The sequence below is a fragment of the Streptomyces sp. NPDC003393 genome (genome assembly GCF_053589015.1).
In genome coordinates, this window is record NZ_JBSFRB010000001.1 from 101907 (window position 1) to 119181 (window position 17275).

Annotated in this window: 16 protein-coding genes; 10 read left to right on the plus strand and 6 right to left on the minus strand. The window is 72.0% G+C overall.

The genetic code is table 11. The annotated features are described in order from the left end of the window. Positions 1 to 22 precede the first annotated feature (22 nt). Complete coding sequence (locus ACWDUZ_RS00430) at positions 23 to 523, minus strand: flavin reductase family protein (RefSeq protein ID WP_451629507.1); 501 nt, start codon at positions 521 to 523, stop codon at positions 23 to 25. A gap of 84 nt (positions 524 to 607) precedes the next feature. Next, entirely contained in the window at positions 608 to 1447 is an 840-nt protein-coding gene (locus ACWDUZ_RS00435) for a hypothetical protein (protein WP_451629508.1), read from the minus strand. A gap of 317 nt (positions 1448 to 1764) precedes the next feature. Between ACWDUZ_RS00435 and ACWDUZ_RS00440 the strand changes: the two genes are divergently transcribed. Then, the gene (locus ACWDUZ_RS00440; protein ID WP_451629509.1) at positions 1765 to 2190 is read left to right on the plus strand and encodes a Zn-ribbon domain-containing OB-fold protein; all 426 of its coding nucleotides are present in this window, start codon (positions 1765 to 1767) and stop codon (positions 2188 to 2190) included. 158 nt (positions 2191 to 2348) lie between these two features. Here ACWDUZ_RS00440 and ACWDUZ_RS00445 read toward each other — a convergent pair whose 3' ends face one another. Together ACWDUZ_RS00445 and ACWDUZ_RS00450 are read right to left on the minus strand one after the other, a co-directional pair. Continuing rightward, positions 2349 to 3674 (minus strand): glycosyltransferase 87 family protein, encoded by a 1326-nt coding sequence (locus tag ACWDUZ_RS00445; RefSeq protein ID WP_451629510.1) that lies wholly within the window; start codon positions 3672 to 3674, stop codon positions 2349 to 2351. 287 nt (positions 3675 to 3961) lie between these two features. Next, positions 3962 to 4387 (minus strand): PPOX class F420-dependent oxidoreductase, encoded by a 426-nt coding sequence (locus tag ACWDUZ_RS00450; RefSeq protein ID WP_451629511.1) that lies wholly within the window; start codon positions 4385 to 4387, stop codon positions 3962 to 3964. 193 nt (positions 4388 to 4580) lie between these two features. Between ACWDUZ_RS00450 and ACWDUZ_RS00455 the strand changes: the two genes are divergently transcribed. Further along, on the plus strand, positions 4581 to 5990 hold the full coding sequence (locus tag ACWDUZ_RS00455) for a S1 family peptidase (protein ID WP_451629512.1): 1410 nt from the start codon (positions 4581 to 4583) through the stop codon (positions 5988 to 5990). A gap of 123 nt (positions 5991 to 6113) precedes the next feature. Here the strand turns inward: ACWDUZ_RS00455 and ACWDUZ_RS00460 are convergent, their stop codons facing one another. Then, positions 6114 to 6290 (minus strand): hypothetical protein, encoded by a 177-nt coding sequence (locus ACWDUZ_RS00460; RefSeq protein WP_451629513.1) that lies wholly within the window; start codon positions 6288 to 6290, stop codon positions 6114 to 6116. A 114-nt stretch (positions 6291 to 6404) separates the two neighbouring features. Next, complete coding sequence (locus ACWDUZ_RS00465) at positions 6405 to 7100, minus strand: L,D-transpeptidase family protein (RefSeq protein WP_451629514.1); 696 nt, start codon at positions 7098 to 7100, stop codon at positions 6405 to 6407. A gap of 588 nt (positions 7101 to 7688) precedes the next feature. Between ACWDUZ_RS00465 and ACWDUZ_RS00470 the strand changes: the two genes are divergently transcribed. The 8 genes from ACWDUZ_RS00470 (at position 7689) to ACWDUZ_RS00505 (ending at position 17273) form a co-directional block, all read left to right on the plus strand. Then, a complete protein-coding gene (locus tag ACWDUZ_RS00470) occupies positions 7689 to 8717 on the plus strand; it encodes a LacI family DNA-binding transcriptional regulator (protein ID WP_451629515.1) in 1029 nt (342 codons plus the stop codon). Positions 8718 to 8825: 108 nt separating this feature from the next. Further along, a complete protein-coding gene (locus ACWDUZ_RS00475; RefSeq protein WP_451629516.1) occupies positions 8826 to 10103 on the plus strand; it encodes an extracellular solute-binding protein in 1278 nt (425 codons plus the stop codon). Positions 10104 to 10112: 9 nt separating this feature from the next. Then, complete coding sequence (locus ACWDUZ_RS00480) at positions 10113 to 11078, plus strand: carbohydrate ABC transporter permease (protein ID WP_451629517.1); 966 nt, start codon at positions 10113 to 10115, stop codon at positions 11076 to 11078. A gap of 1 nt (position 11079) precedes the next feature. Continuing rightward, positions 11080 to 11973 (plus strand): carbohydrate ABC transporter permease, encoded by an 894-nt coding sequence (locus ACWDUZ_RS00485; RefSeq protein WP_451629518.1) that lies wholly within the window; start codon positions 11080 to 11082, stop codon positions 11971 to 11973. 6 nt (positions 11974 to 11979) lie between these two features. Beyond that, entirely contained in the window at positions 11980 to 13053 is a 1074-nt protein-coding gene (locus ACWDUZ_RS00490; protein WP_451629519.1) for a glycoside hydrolase family 130 protein, read from the plus strand. After that, complete coding sequence (locus tag ACWDUZ_RS00495) at positions 13050 to 14276, plus strand: Gfo/Idh/MocA family protein (RefSeq protein WP_451629520.1); 1227 nt, start codon at positions 13050 to 13052, stop codon at positions 14274 to 14276. Before ACWDUZ_RS00490 ends, ACWDUZ_RS00495 begins: the two co-directional genes overlap by 4 nt. Then, the gene (locus ACWDUZ_RS00500) at positions 14273 to 15904 is read left to right on the plus strand and encodes a glycoside hydrolase family 13 protein (protein ID WP_451629521.1); all 1632 of its coding nucleotides are present in this window, start codon (positions 14273 to 14275) and stop codon (positions 15902 to 15904) included. Before ACWDUZ_RS00495 ends, ACWDUZ_RS00500 begins: the two co-directional genes overlap by 4 nt. Further along, the gene (locus tag ACWDUZ_RS00505; protein ID WP_451629522.1) at positions 15897 to 17273 is read left to right on the plus strand and encodes a phosphomannomutase/phosphoglucomutase; all 1377 of its coding nucleotides are present in this window, start codon (positions 15897 to 15899) and stop codon (positions 17271 to 17273) included. The genes ACWDUZ_RS00500 and ACWDUZ_RS00505 overlap by 8 nt, the downstream gene beginning before the upstream one ends. The last annotated feature ends 2 nt before the right edge of the window (positions 17274 to 17275 follow it).

Consider the following 17275-nt stretch of genomic DNA (forward strand, 5'->3'; position numbering starts at 1 on the left):
CCCGATGCGCCCGGTGGCCGGGTCAGTCCACCGGGTGGCCCGGTGGGACGGCGGCCGCGTCCGTCAGACGCAGCAACGGGCCGTGCCGCCCTTCGTGTTCTCCCGGTGCGCCGGACTCCACCGGCTCCAGTACGAAACCCACATGGTCCCCGCCGTCGGCGCGGCGGACGATCCGGCCGACGAACCAGGCCGGGGCGCCGTCGAGCACGACGGCCCCGCCCTGCCGCCGGGTACAGGGCACGTGAGCGAACTTGTCCAGGCCGTCGTCGCCGGTGCTGCCGCCGAAGAGTTCGGCGAGGGCGTACTGGTCGCGGGTCAGCAGATGCACGGCGAGCCGGTCCGCCCGCTCGGCAACCCGGAGGGTGCGGTTCACCTTGGACAGCCACACCACGAAACGCACCGGATCGATGGAACACTGCGAGGCGAACCCGACCAGGCAGCCCGCTCGCTCCCCGTCCGCCGCGGCCGTCACCACGTACATCTCGGGGTCGAGCCGCCCCAGAAACGCGTCCATGCCCGTCATGCCGCAGCCCTCCGCCCGCCGCTCCGGTCCTTGTGCCCGTCCGGCGGCACCGGCCGGCACATCACGGCCGCGTCCGCCCGTACGCTACGCCTTCCCCGGTACGGCGAGAAAACCGCGCAGCGAACGCGTCATCGCGGCGACGAAGGCGTCCCGGCCCGGGTCGTCGAGTGCGTCCAGCGACAGATACGGGTTGAGGTCCTCCAGTTCGACCAGCAGCAGTTCCCCGTCCGGGGCGCGGCAGGCGTCCACGCGCTGGATGCCGTGGCCGAGGGCGTTCCACTCGATGAAGCGGCGGGCGAACTCCAGGTCGCCCCTGGCGGGTTCGTACGGCCGCAGCTCCCACCGCCGTTCGGGGTCCGGGGCGTACAGGGCGTACTGGAAGTCGTGGTCGACGAAGCAGAAGGAGATCTCGTGGACGAAGTCGATGTGCGGCTGGGCGAGGACGGTGCCGTCGACCAGGCCGGGCAGCCCGTCGGCGGTGACGATGCGCAGCCCTATGGAGTCGGCGCCCAGTTTCGGTTTGACCACATACCGGTCGGCGGCGGGCAGCAGGCTCAGGTCCTCGGGGCGGTCGACGGTGGGGATCACCGGGTACCCGGCGGCGGTCAGGTCGAGGAGGTACTGCTTGCCGGCCATGTCACCCCGGCCCGTGAGCGGGTTGTAGACCCGAGTTCCGTCCGCCAGGGCCCGGGTCCGGAAGCCGTCGTAGGCCTCCCGGTACTCCAGGACGGGGCCGCTGTTGCGGACGACGACGGCGTCGAATGCGTCCATCAGGGCCGCCGCGTCCCGCGGGTGGCACAGGGCCAGGTCGAACTCCTCGCGAAGGCGGGCGGTCAGCCATATGTCCTCGTCGCAGTAGCGGCGGCCGCGCGCCGGATACGCCAGGTCGGTGACGTACAGCAGGCGGGGGCGTGCGGACGGCATGCGGGACTCCCGGGGGTGGTGTGCCTGGTGGAAGAGGGCGAGGAAAGGCTACTGCGGGCAGGCCGGGCGACTCGTTCGGCCCTCGGCCGCCCCAGCGTCCTGCACTGAGTGCCATCGATTTCGGACCTGTCCCTCAGAGCTTTCACGGAACGGTACTCCGTACCGCGCAGGCGCCAGATTCTGGTACGGAGTACCTTTACCTCTGGCACTCAGTGCCATACTCTGGTGGCCGTGCACGGTGGCACGGGTACCGCGCACGGGCGTGCACGGGTGACCGGGCGCGCCGGATTCCGGCCGAGCGCAGGGAGTTGACCAGCGTGTACCACTACTCAGGCAGCACGGCTCATGCGGAGGCCCGCGCCACGGCGGGCTCCGCGACCGGCCTCCTCGAGCCCGGCGCCCGCGACCAGGACGCCCTGTACTTCCAGCGCTGCGCCTGGTGCGGCACGGCGATGTTCCACCGGGTGCTGTGCCCGGTGTGCCGGGGCAGCGAGTTGCGCACCGAGCGCAGCGCGGGCACGGGCACGGTCCGCCACTCCACGGTGGTGCACCGCAACACCCCGGCCGCCCGCAACGTGTCGCTCATAGAGATGGGTGAGGGCTTCGTGGTGCGAGGCCGCGTCATGGGGCCGCCGATCGGCATCCACAGCGGCGACCGGGTGCGGCTGTCCACCGCCAAGGACCCGGTGCGCGGCGAGCCGGTCTTCCAGCTGGTCGACGAGCCGTACAGCGCCTGGAGCTGACGATCCCTCGGCAGCCGCCGTCACCACGGCACCCTCGGGCGGGGCAGGTCCCACGAGGGTTCCGGTCCGGGGGACTCCGCCGTGATGTCCCCCCGGGCCGGTCCGCGGAGGCGCCTCGCCGACCCGGGCCGACCGGGGAGCGGTGGCCGGGACCGGGCCTACCTCCCACCCCGTCCGGGCAGTGGGGCGGCGTCGCGAGGCGGCCCGGAAAGCCGCCGCGGAGCACCGTTGGCCGACGACAGCCCGGCCGGGTGCGGTTCCGGACGCCGCGAGCCCGGCGTGTTCGGCACGACGCGCTCCGAGGCCAGGGCCAGGGCGAGGAAGGTCAGCACCGCGCAGACGGCGTAGACACTGCCCGGCCAGGCGAGCAGTTCGGGATACGGATCGTGGTGCCCCAGCCGGTCCTCCGCGCCGATGAGACGCGGCACCAGCCGGGTCACGGTGACCAGTGCCCACAGGGCGAGGGCGATTCTGCTGAACGTCCGCCGACGGCCGGGGCCGTGCGCCAGCCAGATCATGGCGGGCACGCACCAGATCCAGTGGTGGCTCCAGGAGATGGGGCACATCAGCAGCCCGTACAGCTCCACCGTGACGAGAACGCCGAGCAGGTCGCCCCGCCGGACGCGGCGGTGCAGGGCCCAGGCCGCCGTCAGGGTCACCAGGGCCAGCGCCGCCCACCACAGGGCCGATTCCGTCACGCCGGGCCCGAGCAGCCGGGTGAGCGCTCCGCGCAGGGACTGGTTGCGCACCGACCACACCGGGCCGACCCGCGCCGTGTCCGTCACCAGGCCCGACCAGTACCGTGCCGACGCGTCGGGGGCGACGCCCCAGGCCAGCACCACGGTCGCGCAGCCGGTCGCGGCCGCCCACATCGCCGCGCGCCACTGCCGGGTGGCCAGCAGATACAGTCCGCCGACGGCCGGCGTCAGTTTCACCGACGCCGCCAGACCCACGGCCGCGCCACGCCCCGCCGCCTTACGGGCCAGAGCCAGTCCGCCGAGGACGACGGCGCCCAGCAGCAGGTTGACCTGTCCCTGGTCGAGGGTGTGCCGCACGGGTTCGAGCCAGGGACCGGCGGCGGCCCACAGCAGGGCGAGGTCCCGGACGCCGGCGCCGGGGCACGGCGACAGCAGCCGCAGGGCGCACACCGTGATGCCGAGCAGGGCCGCCAGGGACACCGCCTGCCACAGCGCCACGAGCACCGTCCAGGGCAGATGCGCAAGCGGGAGGAACAGCAGCGCGGCGAAGGGTGGGTAGGTGAACGGCAGTTCGGGGATGGGCGGACCGGTGCGCACCACGTGGTCGTACAGGCCGCCCGAGAGCACGTGCGGCGAGGCCTCGCGGTAGACGCGCAGGTCCAGTGGGTGGGGCGGATGCGTGACGACGGTCAGCGCGTACAGCGCCAGGGAAACGGCCAGACACCAGCCGGCACGAGCGATGAGCCACTCGCCGACTCCCCGGCCCCGGGCCAGGATTCCCCTCACTCCACCAGCTCCGTCACGTCCGCGGGCGCCGCCGGCCCTGCCGCGACACCGGCCGGCCGCAGGTGCCGGCCCTGTCCGCGACGCCCGCGGCCCAGGGCGCTTCGTCGGGACCACGCCGGGTTCGCGGGATCCGGCCCGATCCAGACGAAGGACCCTAGCCGGGCGCTCGTCCCGCGAAACGCCGCCACGCGGAGGCCCGACCCCCGGAACATATGTGTCATCCCGGCTCCGACCGCCGGCCCGTCCCGGGGCGAGGCCGTGCCGTCCGGGTGGCCCTCGTGGCCCGGTCAGTGCGTGAGGGTCAACCGGATCCCGACGGTTCCCCGCTCCCCGCGCCGCAGGCGGCTGCCGAGCAGGGTGAGGCGGCCGATGAGGCCGTACTTGCGGGCGATCAGACCCCGGTAGCGGGCCGTGGTGGCCGGGTCGCAGATCTCGGCGGTCGCCGGGACCTGGTCGCCCGTCGGGTTGCCGCGCAGGTCGCAGGGGCCCACGAGGACGTCGGCGCGGTTGCGGATCCGCCTGACCTTCCAGGAGTCGGCCGCCGTCCACGCGCCGAGCGCGTCGCCGTCCCGCACCACCCACACCGGGGTGGCCACCGGGGTGCCGTTCTTCCGGTAGCTGGTGATCAGCAGGTACTTTCCGGCCGCGAGCCGTGCCAGTCGGGCACGGGGGGAAAGCGGCTCACCGGCCGGGTCGTTCGGGATCTCGTCCATGCGCCCAAGATAGGCCGCCTCGTCCACCCGGGACAGGCGGCCGCACCCGCGCCCCGGAACGACGCGGACGCACGGCGGCAGGGACTCCCCCCGTGGGCTGAACACCGGCCTGCCGCGCCCCGTATGGAGGGAGGGCGCCCAAGGTCCGATGCGGCGCGCGGTGTTGGGAGTGTTCGGTGTTCGGGAGCCACGCATGAGGCATGCACGACGACGGGTCGTCCGACGGGTGACACGGCTGACGGCCGTGGCGGGACTCCTCCTCGGAGGAGCGATGGTCGCGCAGGCCGCGATGGCGGACGAGGCTCCCGGCACCGTCGGTGCCGCGCCCGGCTCCGTACGGTCGGCAGCCGCCACGGGTGCCACCGCGGCCGCCTCCGCGGGCGCCGATCTGGTGGCACGGCTGGGTACGGCGCGTACGGCGGGCAGTTGGATCGGCGCCGACGGGCGCCCGGTGGTGGCCGTCACGGACACCGGGGCCGCGGCCGAGGTCCGGCGGGCGGGCGCCGAGGCGAAGGTCGTACCACACAGCATGGACGAGTTGACATCGGCCACGGCGGCCCTGCGCACGGCGCCCCGGGTGCCCGGTACGGCATGGGTGACGGACTACCGGACCAACAGGGTGACGGTCGAGGCGGACAGCACCGTCTCCGCCGCCGACTGGCGCCGGATGTCCCAAGTCGCCGACGGCATCGGCTCTTTCGTGCACATGGAACGCACCCGGGGCCGGTTCACCACCCGGCTCAACGGGGCGCAGCCCATTCTGTCGACCGGCGGGCGCTGCTCGGCCGGCTTCAACGTGACCGACGGGCGGGGCGACTTCATCCTCACCGCCGGTCACTGCGGGCCCACCGGCTCCATCTGGTTCGCGGACGGCCAGGGCAGCCGGCAGCTGGGCACGACGGTCGGGGGCAGCTTTCCGGGCAGCGACTTCTCGTTGGTGAAGTACGCCTCGGGCCGAGCCGGTCCGGGTGCGGAGGTGGTGGCGATCGGCGGCGGCAACGGGGTGCGGATCACGGGCGCGGGCGATGCCGCGGTCGGGCAGCGGGTGTTCCGCAGCGGCAGCACCAGCGGGCTGCACGACGGTGAGGTGACGGGGCTGAACGCGACGGTGAACTATCCGGAGGGCACCGTCACCGGCCTGATCGAGACCACGGTGTGCGCCGAGCCCGGCGACAGCGGCGGCCCGCTCTTCTCGGAGGGGATCGCTCTGGGGGTGACCTCGGGCGGCACCGGCGACTGCACGACGGGCGGTACGACGTTCTTCCAGCCGGTGACCAAGGCGCTGACCACGTTGGGTGTGAAACTCATCGTGTCGGCTCCGCGGCAGGGCGCCGGCCAGGGCTCCGCGTCCTCCGCCGCCCCGTCCGCCCCGGCCACCCACAGCGCCGTCGCCCCCGGCGCCGTCTCTCCCGGGTCGCCGGCGCCTGTGACGGGCGCCATGAACCGGGTGACACTGCTCGCCCGGCTCACCGACCCGAGGAACGTGGGCCCGGGGCTGCTGGTCATCGCCGGCAGTCTGGTCGCGCTGGTGGCGACCCGGTGGATCCGCGCGGAGCAGGACAGGAAGGCGTACCAGCGGTACTACTCGGCCACGTGGGGCTGACGAGGAAGGTGCCGGAGGTGATGCGGGAACAGGCCGACGGCGGTCGGTGCGAACGGAGGCCGGTGTGCCGAGGTCGGGGGCACCCTGTTTCGCGCGTTCGGCGAGGGTGCCCCACGAGGCAGGTCAGGCGGCCCTGTCCGACTGCTGCGGAGCGGCGGCGGCCCACTCCATGACGAGGCGCTGGTACAGCTCGCGCTGCTCGGTGGTCAGTGTCCCGCCCGCCCGGCGCCACAGGGCCCGGATCTCCTCGTTGACCTCCGCGGCCGATCGCTCGGAAGCGGTTTCAACAGTGGTGGACATGGTGTGAGCATATGCCGCTCGACGTGAAGGCGCCGTGAGGAAGTGCACGCCATGCGGACATTCCGGACCGTGTCCCTCATCACGTGAATCCGGGGCAACCAGCCGCGCCCGACCTCAGGTTCCGGGCTTGCGGCCGTACACCATGACGTCGTCGCCCTTCTTCAGTAGCGACCAGTACTTCTTGGCGTCCTTGGTGGTCATGTTCACACAGCCATGGGAGCCCGGAGGGTTCCACATGCTGAGGCCCACCGAGTGGAACGCCTCGCCGCCGTCGAAGAACTGGCTGTAGGGCATCGGCACGTTGTAGAGGCTCGAGACGTGGTCGATGTGCCGCCAGTAGATCTTCTTCAGGCCGGTGCGGGTCTCGTAGCCGTTGCGGCCGGTACGCACCGGTACGGGTCCGTACACGAGCGTGCCGCCGTCCTGGATCCAGCTCAGCTGCAGGGTGAGGTTGACACAGGCGATGCGACCCTTGCTCGTGGGGCACTTGCCGTCCTTATTGGGCTTTTTCCCCACCGCCTTCTGCTTGTTCATGAGGTTCATCACACCCCAGGTGACGGGACCCGCGTACCCGATGTTCGGGGTGATGCCGTGCTTGGTCTGGAAGGCGCGTACGGCCTTGCAGTCGGCGGTCGACTGCCGGCCGTCGACGGGCCGGCCGAGGAACCTCTCGATCTGCCTCTGGTACGGCCCGGTCTTCGTCGTGCAGCTCGCCGCCTGCGCCGGCGCGGTGCCGAGCGCGAGCGTGAGCGGCACGACCAGCCCCGTGACGCCCAGTACGACGGCTCCCCGCCTGCCGATGTCCCTCATTGTGGCCTTCTCTCCCCCGTGGTCCGTGCGCGTGTGTGCGCTCTCGGACACATAGACCGCTATGGGGAAAGATCGGTTGCAATCCGCTGCATGCCGACATGAAACAGTGACCTTCGGCACCTGGAAGCATTCCGCCGGCTGCGGGCGCGCCCGGGGGACCACGGCGCATCACAGGGGCATGCCCTGCCGTCCGGATCACCGGACGACGCGACGCTCCCGTGCTTCCGCCGGCACGCCAACGGCGCCGCATCGCCGCGCCCGTCCGCCGCCGGACCGGTCCGCGGCCCCTCGCCCGGCCGACCCGTCGGCCGCGCCGCCGGACCGCCCCGCCGACGGCACCGCACGCGGCGGCGTTCGCGCAGCCACCTGCTCAGGACGCCGCGATGCGCCCAGCCATTCGGGCAAATCAGGCAAAGCTTGATGAAACCACCGGTCTCACGCCGACCTCTTGACTTAACGAGAGATGAAGTTGAAGCTACAAACCGTCATTTAAACCGGTTCAAGTACTGGCTGTCCGTAGGCGGCCAAGGCCATGAACCGGGGCAGATGCCCATAAGTCCACCGCTCGCCCGAAGTTGGAGGTCGCACATGGCCCGCCGTCCCACCATCGCGGACGTGGCGCAGTTGGCCGGGGTGTCCCGCGCGACGGTTTCCTTCGTCCTCAACAACCGTCCGGGTGTGGCGCTCACCACTCAGCAGCGCGTCAGGTCGGCGGCGGAGAAGCTCGGATGGACCCCGAGCCGCAGCGCGCGGGCCCTGTCCACCGGCCGGGCCCGCGCGGTGGGCCTCGTCCTGGCCCGCGAGCCCGAGCTGATCGGCAACGACCCGTTCTACCCGGCCTTCATGGCGGGCATAGAGGCGGTGATCTCCGAGACCGGCGACGGCCTCATGCTCCAGATGAGCCGCGCGGGCGACGAAGTGGAGACCTATCGCAGGCTGGCGGCCGACCGGCGGGTCGACGGCGTCTTCCTCACCGATCTGCGCGTGGACGACCCGCGACCGGCGCTGGTCGACGAGCTCGGTCTGCCCGCGGTCGCCGTGGGCGCGGTCGCAGCAGGTTCCGACCTGGCCACGGTGAACCTCGACGACCGCCCCGCGGTCCGCCACGCCGTGCAGCACCTGGTGGAGCTGGGACACCGCGACATCGCCTACGTGACCGGTCCCGAGGAGTTCGTGCACGCCCGACGGCGCCGTCAGGCGTGGGCCGACGCGCTCGCCGACGCGGGGCTGCCCATCGGCACGCTGCTGTCCGGGGGCTTCACGGCCGCGGGTGGGGCCCAGGCGACCCGCGCCCTGCTGGCCCGGCCCCACCCTCCCACGGCCATCGTGTACGGCAACGACCTGTCCGCCACGGCCGGGATGGCGGTGGCCCAGGACGCCGGACTGAGGCTGCCCGACGACCTTTCGGTGGTGGGCTTCGACGACGTTCCGCTGGCCTCCTGGACCAGCCCCACGCTCACGACCTGCCGCGCCAACCCGGCCTCCTGGGGCCGGGCCGCGGCGCAGGCGTTGATGGAGGTCGTCGAGCGGGGCACCACCGCCGATGTCGAACTGGAGCCGGCCACGCTCGTGATACGGGGCTCGACCGGTCCGGCCCCCGCCCGTACCGCCCTGTGACCGCAGGGCACTTCCCAGACTTCTTCCCCGCCAGGAAGCGGCCGGCGTCAGCTCGGTGATGTTCCCTGCCCGCCTGCCGATCACTTCGAGTGAGAAACGGAACCTCTGATGAAGAAAGCTTTGTTCGCCCTGCTGCCGGCAGCGGCTCTGGCACTCACCGCGTGCGGCGGCGGCACCGGATCGGGCTCCGGCGGCGGCGCGAACGACGCCCATGGCCCGATCACGATCTGGTACTCCAACAACGCGCAGGAGGTCGCCTGGGGCAAGAGCATGGTGGCGGCCTGGAACGCCGCCCACCCCAAGGAGAAGGTGACCGCCCAGGAGATACCCGCCGGCAAGAGCTCCGAGGAGGTCATCGGCGCGGCGATCACCGCGGGCAACGAGCCGTGCCTGATCCTCAACACCGCTCCGGCGGCCGTGCCCGGCTTCCAGAAGCAGGGCGGCCTGGTCGCGCTGGACGACTTCCCCGACGGCAAGCAGTACCTGCAGTCACGTGTCGGCGACCGCCTCGGGCAGTACGCGTCCCCGGACGGGAAGTACTACCAGATGCCGTGGAAGAGCAACCCGGTGATGATCTTCTACAACAAGGAGCTGTTCAAGAAGGCCGGGCTGGACCCGGAGCACCCGAAGCTGGCCGGCTACCAGGACTTCCTGGACACCTCGCGCAAGCTGGTGAAGAGCGGGGTGTCCAAGGCGGCGATCTGGCCCGCGCCGACGTCGGAGTTCTACCAGTCCTGGTTCGACTACTACCCGGTGTTCGCGGCACAGACCGGCAAGCAGCTCGTCGAGGACGGCAAGGCCCAGTTCGCCTCGCCCGAGGGCATCAAGGCCGCCGAGATGTGGAAGACGATGTACGCCCAGGGACTCGCTCCCAAGGAGACCTACAACGGCGACGCCTTCGCCGAGGGCAAGGCCGCGATGGCCACGGTCGGGCCCTGGGCGGTCTCCGTCTACGGCGACAAGGTCAAGTGGGGCGTCGTGCCGGTACCGACCGCCGACGGCACCGCCGGCAAGGGCACCTTCAGCGACGAGAAGTCCATCGGCATGTACACCTCCTGCAAGAACCGCGGGACCGCCTGGGACGTCATGAAGTTCGCCACCGGCAAGGAGCAGGACGGCAAACTCCTGGAGGCGACCGGCCAGATGCCCATGCGACAGGGCCTGACGTCCGCCTATCCCTCCTACTTCGCGTCCCACAAGGACTACAAGGTCTTCGCGCAGCAGGCGGAGCACACCCTGGAAGCGCCGAACGTGCCCAACTCGGTGGAGATCTGGCAGACCTTCCGCGACGCCTACACCAAGGCCGTCATCTTCGGCAAGGGCGACCTCCACGCCGCCCTGAAGGACGCCGCCGCCAAGGTCGACAAGCTGGCCGGAAGCCAGTGACCCGCCGCCATGTCCTCCAGCACCACCCATGACACGCGCGGCCCTGGACGCGCCGCGCACAAGACCGGAAGGCCGCCGACGGGGCGGGGACCGCAGTGGCGGTTCCGGCTCGGCGGACACCAGCCCATCGGCATGCTGTTCGTCTCGCCGTACGTGCTCTACCTGGCCGCGATCTTCCTGTATCCGCTCGGCTTCGCCGTGTGGATGTCCTTCCACGACTACTTCTTCGCCGCACCCGGTGTGCAGGTCGACCGGCCCTTCGTGGGGCTGGAGAACTACACCACCGTGCTCACCGACCCGGATGTCTGGCGCTCCTTCCTCAACATAGCGATCTTCCTGGTCATCAACGTGCCGTTGACGGCGGTGGCCTCACTGGTCCTCGCGAGTGCGCTGAACAAGAAGCTGCGCTTCCGCTCCTTCTTCCGGACGGCGTACTACATCCCCTACATCACCGCCAGCGTCGCGGTCGTGGGCGTCTGGCTGTTCCTCTTCAACAGCGGCGGTCTGGTCAACCGGGTCCTCGGGCCGCTGGCTCCCGATCCCTCCTGGCTGGTGAACAGTCATCTGGCGATGCCCGTCGTCGCGGTCTTCGTCGCCTGGAAACAGCTGGGTTTCTTCGTGGTGCTGTATCTGTCGGCGCTGCAGAACGTGCCCAACGAGCTGTACGAGTCGGCGGCCCTCGACGGCGCCGGCCGGCTCCGGACGTTCCGGTCGATCACGGTTCCCGCGGTACGTCCCGCCTCGCTGCTGGTCCTGGTCCTGGCGACGATCACAGGCGCCAACCTCTTCACCGAGCCCTATCTGCTCACCAGCGGCGGCGGGCCCGACGGCGCGACGACGTCACCCGTACTGCTGATGTACCAACGGGGCCTTCAGCAAGGGCATCCGGACGAGGCCGCAGCCATCGGCGTGATCCTCATCGTGCTGATCACCGCCGTCTCGCTCGTCTACCGCCGCTTCCTGGAGAGGGACTGAGATGACCGACGACGACACCGCGCCGTCCGGCCGCAGGCGCCGGCGGCCACCGCACGCGCCGCGATCCGCCACCGGCTCGATCCGGTCGAAGATCGCGCTGCTCATCGGGGCGTTCGCGTTCCTCTTCCCCTTCTACTACATGATCATCGGCTCCTTGCAGAAGGAGCCCGACTCGAGTCCGGCCGGCGCGTTCCCGAACCCGGGGAACCTGAGTCTGCACAACTACGCCGCGATCAACTCGGCCATCTCGCTGGGGCGTTCACTGATCAACTCCGGCATCTTCACGGGCGGGGTGATCGTCTGCACCACCGTCTTCGGGCTGCTCGCCGGATACGCGCTGGCCCGACTGCACTTCCGGGGGCGGGGCACCACCTTCGCCCTGGTGCTCCTGGTGCAGGTCGTGCCGTTCCAGCTGCTGATGATCCCGCTGTACGTGCTGATCGTCCGTGACTACGGACTGGCCGACTCCTACCTGGGCATGATCCTGCCCTTCGCGATCAACACCAGCGCCGTCTTCATCTTCCGCCAGTTCTTCCTCCAGCTGCCGCCCGCCATGTTCGAGGCCGCCCGCATGGACGGCGCCAGCGAACTGCAGATCCTGCTGCGCATCGCCATCCCGCTGTGCAGGCCTGCCCTGCTCTCGGTGGTGCTCCTGAGCTTCACCGGGCCGTGGAACGAGTTCCTCTGGCCGTTCCTGGTCACCAAGCGCCAGGACATGCAGCCCCTGGCCGTCTCGCTGGCCAACTACATCAGCACCGTCTCCGCGGCCGCCGCGAACCCGTTCGGCACCATCCTCGCCGGCGCCTGTGTGCTGGCGGCGCCCGCCGTGGCGCTCTACATCGTCTTCCAGCACCGCTTCACCTCCACCGACCTCGACTCAGCAACGAAGGGCTGAACCCCCGTGTCCCACAGCACCACCACCCCCATCCCCTACCGCCTCACCCGGGTCGGCGTCGTGATGTCCCCGCTGCCCGGCGCGGCCGACGAGGTGGAGGGTGTGCTCAACCCCGCGTCCGGCCGCACCCCGGACGGCCGGTTGCACCTGCTGCCGCGGCTGGTCGCCGAGGGCAACGTCTCCCGGGTCGGGCTCGCCGAGGTCGTCGTCGAGAACGGCGTCCCCACCGGCGTCGAACGCCGGGGCGTGGTCCTGGCCCCGGACGCGGGCTGGGAGCGCGGCAAGAACAACGCCGGTGTGGAGGACCCCCGCACCACCTGGATCGAGGCGCTGGGCCGGCATGTGATGTCGTACGTGGCCTACGGTCCGCTCGGCCCCAAGCCGGCCCTCGCCGTGTCCGAGGACCTGGTGCACTGGGAGCGCCTCGGCCCGCTCCAGTTCGAGTACCAGCCCGGGCTGGACACCGACCTCAACCTCTTCCCCAACAAGGACGTCGTGCACTTCCCCGAGCCCGTGCCGGGCCCGGACGGGGGGATGTACTTCGCCATGCTGCACCGCCCCATGTGGGACCTCGGCTGGTTCCGCCCCGGGGAGGGCGTCCACCTGCCCGCCGGCGTGACCGACGAACGCCCGGGCATCTGGATCTCCTACGTCCCCGTCGACGAGGCCGAGCGGGACATCCGTGCCCTGACCCGGCCCCGCCACCACCGCCTGGTCGCCCTGTCCGAGTTCCCCTGGGAGGCGCTGAAGATCGGCGCCGGCCCGGCCCCGATCCGTGTCGACGAGGGCTGGCTGCTCATCCACCACGGGGTCTCCGGCACCATCGACGACCCCTTCGTCCAGACCCAGACGGTCCACTACGCGGCCGGCGCCATGATCCTCGACCCCGCCGACCCGGCCCGGGTCCTGGCCCGCACCGCGGAGCCGCTGATGGCCCCGGAGACCGAGGAGGAGCGCTCGGGGACCGTGCCGAACGTCGTCTTCCCCACCGCCGTCGAGGAGATCGACGGCGTGCGCTACGTCTTCTACGGCATGGCCGACGCGCACATCGGCGTGGCCCGTCTGGACCGGGCCGAGTGAGCGCCGAACCCACCCCGGGCCTCGGGCTGGCGCTGATCGGCTGCGGCGGCTTCGGCGCCTTCGTCCTGGACGCCGTGCGCGACATCCCCGGACTGCGGATCGCGGTGTGCGCCGACCCCGACCGGGAGCGGGCCGCGGCACTGGCCCGGCGGCACGGCGCGGCGGTCGTCACGAGCGCCGGGGAGGCCATGGACTTCCCCGGGGTCGACGTGGTGGTCCTGGCCACCCCGCCGGCCGCCCACGCGGACGCGGCCGTCGACGCCCTGGGCGCGGGCAAGCATGTCTTCTGCGAGAAGCCGATCGCCGTCGGCCTTCAGGACGCGGCGCGCGTCGCGGCCGAGGCCGCCCGCGCGCCGGGCGTGTTCGCCGTCGACCACGTGCTGCGGTACAACCCGGTCCTGCGCATGCTCCAGCGGCTCGTCGAGGAGGGGCTGCTGGACCCGGTGCGCAGGTTCGCCTTCGAGAACGACGCCTCCGACGAGGACCTGGGGCCGGACCACTGGTTCTGGGACCCGGCGCGCAGCGGCGGCATCCTCGTCGAGCACGGCGTGCACTTCTTCGACGCGGCGAGCGCCCTGATGGGCAGCGACCCGGTCGAGGTGCAGGGCACGGCGGTGCGCCGGCCCGGCGGCCCGGTGGACATCGTGGTGGCCACCGCCACCCATCCCGGCGGAGCCGTGGCGACCCACACCCACTCCTTCACCCACGCCCACCGCGCCGAGCGCCAACTGATGCGCCTGGACCACGGCTTCGCCGAGGCGCGGGTCACCGGCTGGATCCCCACCTTCGCGACGCTCACCGCCTGGACCGACGACGTCGGAGCCGCCCGCTGGGAGCGGTTGCCCGGGCGGGCCGCCGAACTCCTCGCGGTCCCGGGCCTGCGTCCGCACGGCGAGGAGCGGGTCGCGGTGTCGGTGACCCGCGGGGCCGGCTCCGACCGCCCGGCCCGCGGCCGGGGCGTCGAGCGGGTCGTCCCGCACCGGGTCGACTGCGTCATCGATCTGGGCGGCGAGGCACGCAAGCCCTACGTCTACCGGGAGAGCGTACGGGCGGCCATGACCGACCTGCTGCACTGTGCGGCACACGGCGGGACACCGGTGGCCGACGCCCGCGCGGGCCTGGCCGCCGTCGCGGTGGCCGAGGCGGCGACGCGGTCGGCGCGGACCGGCCGTACCGTGCCCGTGACGGTCCCGTCCCCGACGGCCCCTGGAGCGGGCGTATGACGACCGGGTCCGGTGCCCCCTGGTGGCGGGACGCCGTCTGCTACGAGATCTACCCGCGCTCCTTCGCCGACGGCGATGGGGACGGCGTCGGCGACCTGCCGGGGGCCACGTCGCGGCTCGGGCATCTGCGCACCCTGGGCGTGGACGCGGTGTGGATCACCCCGTTCTACCCCTCGCCGCTGGCCGACGGTGGCTACGACATCGCCGATCACACGGGCGTGGCCCCGGACCTGGGAACCCCGGCGGACTTCGCCGCGCTGGTGGACCGGGCCCACGCCCTGGGCATCAAGGTCCTGGTGGACCTGGTCCCCAACCACACGTCCGACCGGCACCCCTGGTTCCGTCAGGCGCTGGCCGCCGGGCCGGGCTCGCGGGTCCGGCAGCGCTACGTCTTCCGGCCGGGCCGTGGCGAGCACGGCGAACTGCCGCCCAACGACTGGCAGTCCGCGTTCGGCGGCAGCGCCTGGACCAGGGTCCGCGAGCCGGACGGCGGGCCGGGCGAGTGGTACCTGCACCTGCACGCGCCGGAGCAGCCGGACCTGAACTGGCGCGACCACGAGGTCGTCGCCGAGTTCGAACGGATCATGAAGCACTGGCTGGACCACGGCGTCGACGGCTTCCGCGTCGACGTCGCCCACGCCCTGTTCAAGGCGTGGGACCTGCCCGACGCGGGCCCGGGCCAGCACCAGGACGCCCACCGCAACCACCTGATGCCGTACTACGACCAGGAGGAATTGCATCCGCTGTTCCGCGACTGGCGCAGGCTGCTGGACCGCCACCCCGCCCTCGCCGGTGCCGTGCCCCCGGGCGAGCGGGTCATGGTGGCCGAGGCGGGGATCTTCGACCGCGAGCGGCTGGCCCGCTACGTCAGCCCCGGCGAGATGCAGCAGGTCTTCAACTTCGCGTTCCTGGAAGCCCCGTGGGACGGAGCGGGCATGCGGGAGGTGATCGAGCGGTCCGTGGCCGCCATGCAGACGGTGGACGCCCCGGTCACCTGGGTGCTCTCCAGCCACGACGCGGTCCGGCCGGTCACCCGCTACGGCGGCGGCCCCGCCGGTGAGCGGCGGGCGCGGGCCGCCGCGCTGCTGATGCTCGCGCTGCCCGGCGCCGCGTACGTCTACCAGGGAGAGGAACTCGGCCTGCCGCAGGCCGAACTGCCCGACGACCGGCTGCGCGACCCGCTGTGGGAGCGTTCCGGTCACCGGGAGCGCGGGCGGGACGGAAGCCGGGTGCCGCTGCCCTGGGAGGGCGACGCCGCCCCGTACGGGTTCAGCACCGCCGACCCGGCGGACTGCTGGTTCCCGCAGCCCGCCGACTGGGCCGGACTGTCGGTCAGGGCACAGGACGCGGAGGCCGGCTCCATGCTGTCGCTCTACCGTACGGCGCTGCGGCTGCGCCGGGCCCACCCGGCATCGGACGCGGCACTGAAGCTGGACGGGCCGGACGACGGGGCGTGGTTCGGTTTCGAACGGGGGGCGGGCCTGTGGTGCCTGGTGAACTTCGGCGCACGGCCGCTGCACCTGGACGACGATGCCCAGGTGCTGCTGTCCAGCGCACCCCTCGATGGCCGCAGCATCCCGCAGGACACGACCGTATGGATGACGCACAAGGAGTACGACAGTGAGTGACCGGCCCGGCATCGACCTCTCCGGCCTGGTGAAGGCCTACGACATCCGCGGCATCGTGCCCGATCAGCTCGACGAGGACCTCGCCCGGCTGATCGGCGCCGCGTTCGTCGAGACGACCGGCGCGGACGCCGTCGTGACCGGGCACGACATGCGCCCCAGCTCCCCGGGGCTGGCGCGCGCCTTCGCCGAGGGCGCGGCGGCGCGCGGCGCGAACGTGACCGAGACCGGCCTGTGCTCCACGGACGGGCTGTACTTCGCCAGCGGCGCCCTCGGCCTCGCCGGCGCGATGTTCACCGCGAGCCACAACCCCGCCCGCTACAACGGCATCAAGATGTGCCGGCCGGGCGCACGGCCGGTGGGCCAGGACACCGGTCTGCGGGAGATCCGCGCGCTCGCCGAGCGGTGGTCGGCGGCCGGCGGGCTGCCCGCCACCGGGCGCACCCCGGGCCGCGTCACCCGGCGGGACCTGCTCGGCGACTACGCCGCGCATCTGCTGAAGCTGGTGGACCTCTCCTCCGTTCGCCCGCTGAAGATCGTGGTGGACGCGGGCAACGGCATGGCGGGCCTGACCACGCCCGCGGTCTTCCGTGACCTGCCGGTGGAGGTCGTGCCGATGTACTTCGAGCTGGACGGCACCTTCCCGAACCACGAGGCCAATCCGCTGGATCCGAAGAACATCGTCGACCTGCAGCGCGAGGTGCGGGAGAGCGGTGCCGACCTGGGCCTGGCCTTCGACGGTGACGCGGACCGCTGCTTCGTCGTCGACGAGCGCGGCGAGGCGGTCGCTCCGTCCACCGTCACCGCCCTGATCGCGACCCGTCTGCTGGCCGAGCACCCGGGAAGCACCGTCATCCACAATCTGATCACCTCGCGCGCCGTGCCGGAGGTGGTGCGCGAGCACGGCGGCGTCCCGGTGCGCACCCGGGTGGGGCACTCCTTCATCAAGGCCGAAATGGCCCGCACGGGCGCGGTGTTCGGCGGCGAGCACTCGGCGCACTACTACTTCCGCGACTTCTGGTCCGCCGACAGCGGCATGCTGGCGGCCCTGCATGTGATCGCCGCTCTCGGCGGCACGCGGACACCCCTGTCGACGCTGGTGGAACAGTACCGACGGTACGAGGCGTCCGGGGAGATCAACAGCGTGGTCCACGATCAGCGACGCACGCTCGCCGCGGTCCGCGCGGCCTTCGCCGGCCGGGACGGTGCGGTCGCCGACGAGCTCGACGGGCTGACGATCAGCGCCGCCGGCTGGTGGTTCAATCTGCGGCCCTCCAACACCGAACCGTTGCTGCGGCTCAACGTGGAGGCCGGGGACGCCGACACGATGGCCCGGCTGCGCGAGGAGGTGCTGGCGGTGGTCCGCGCCTGAGG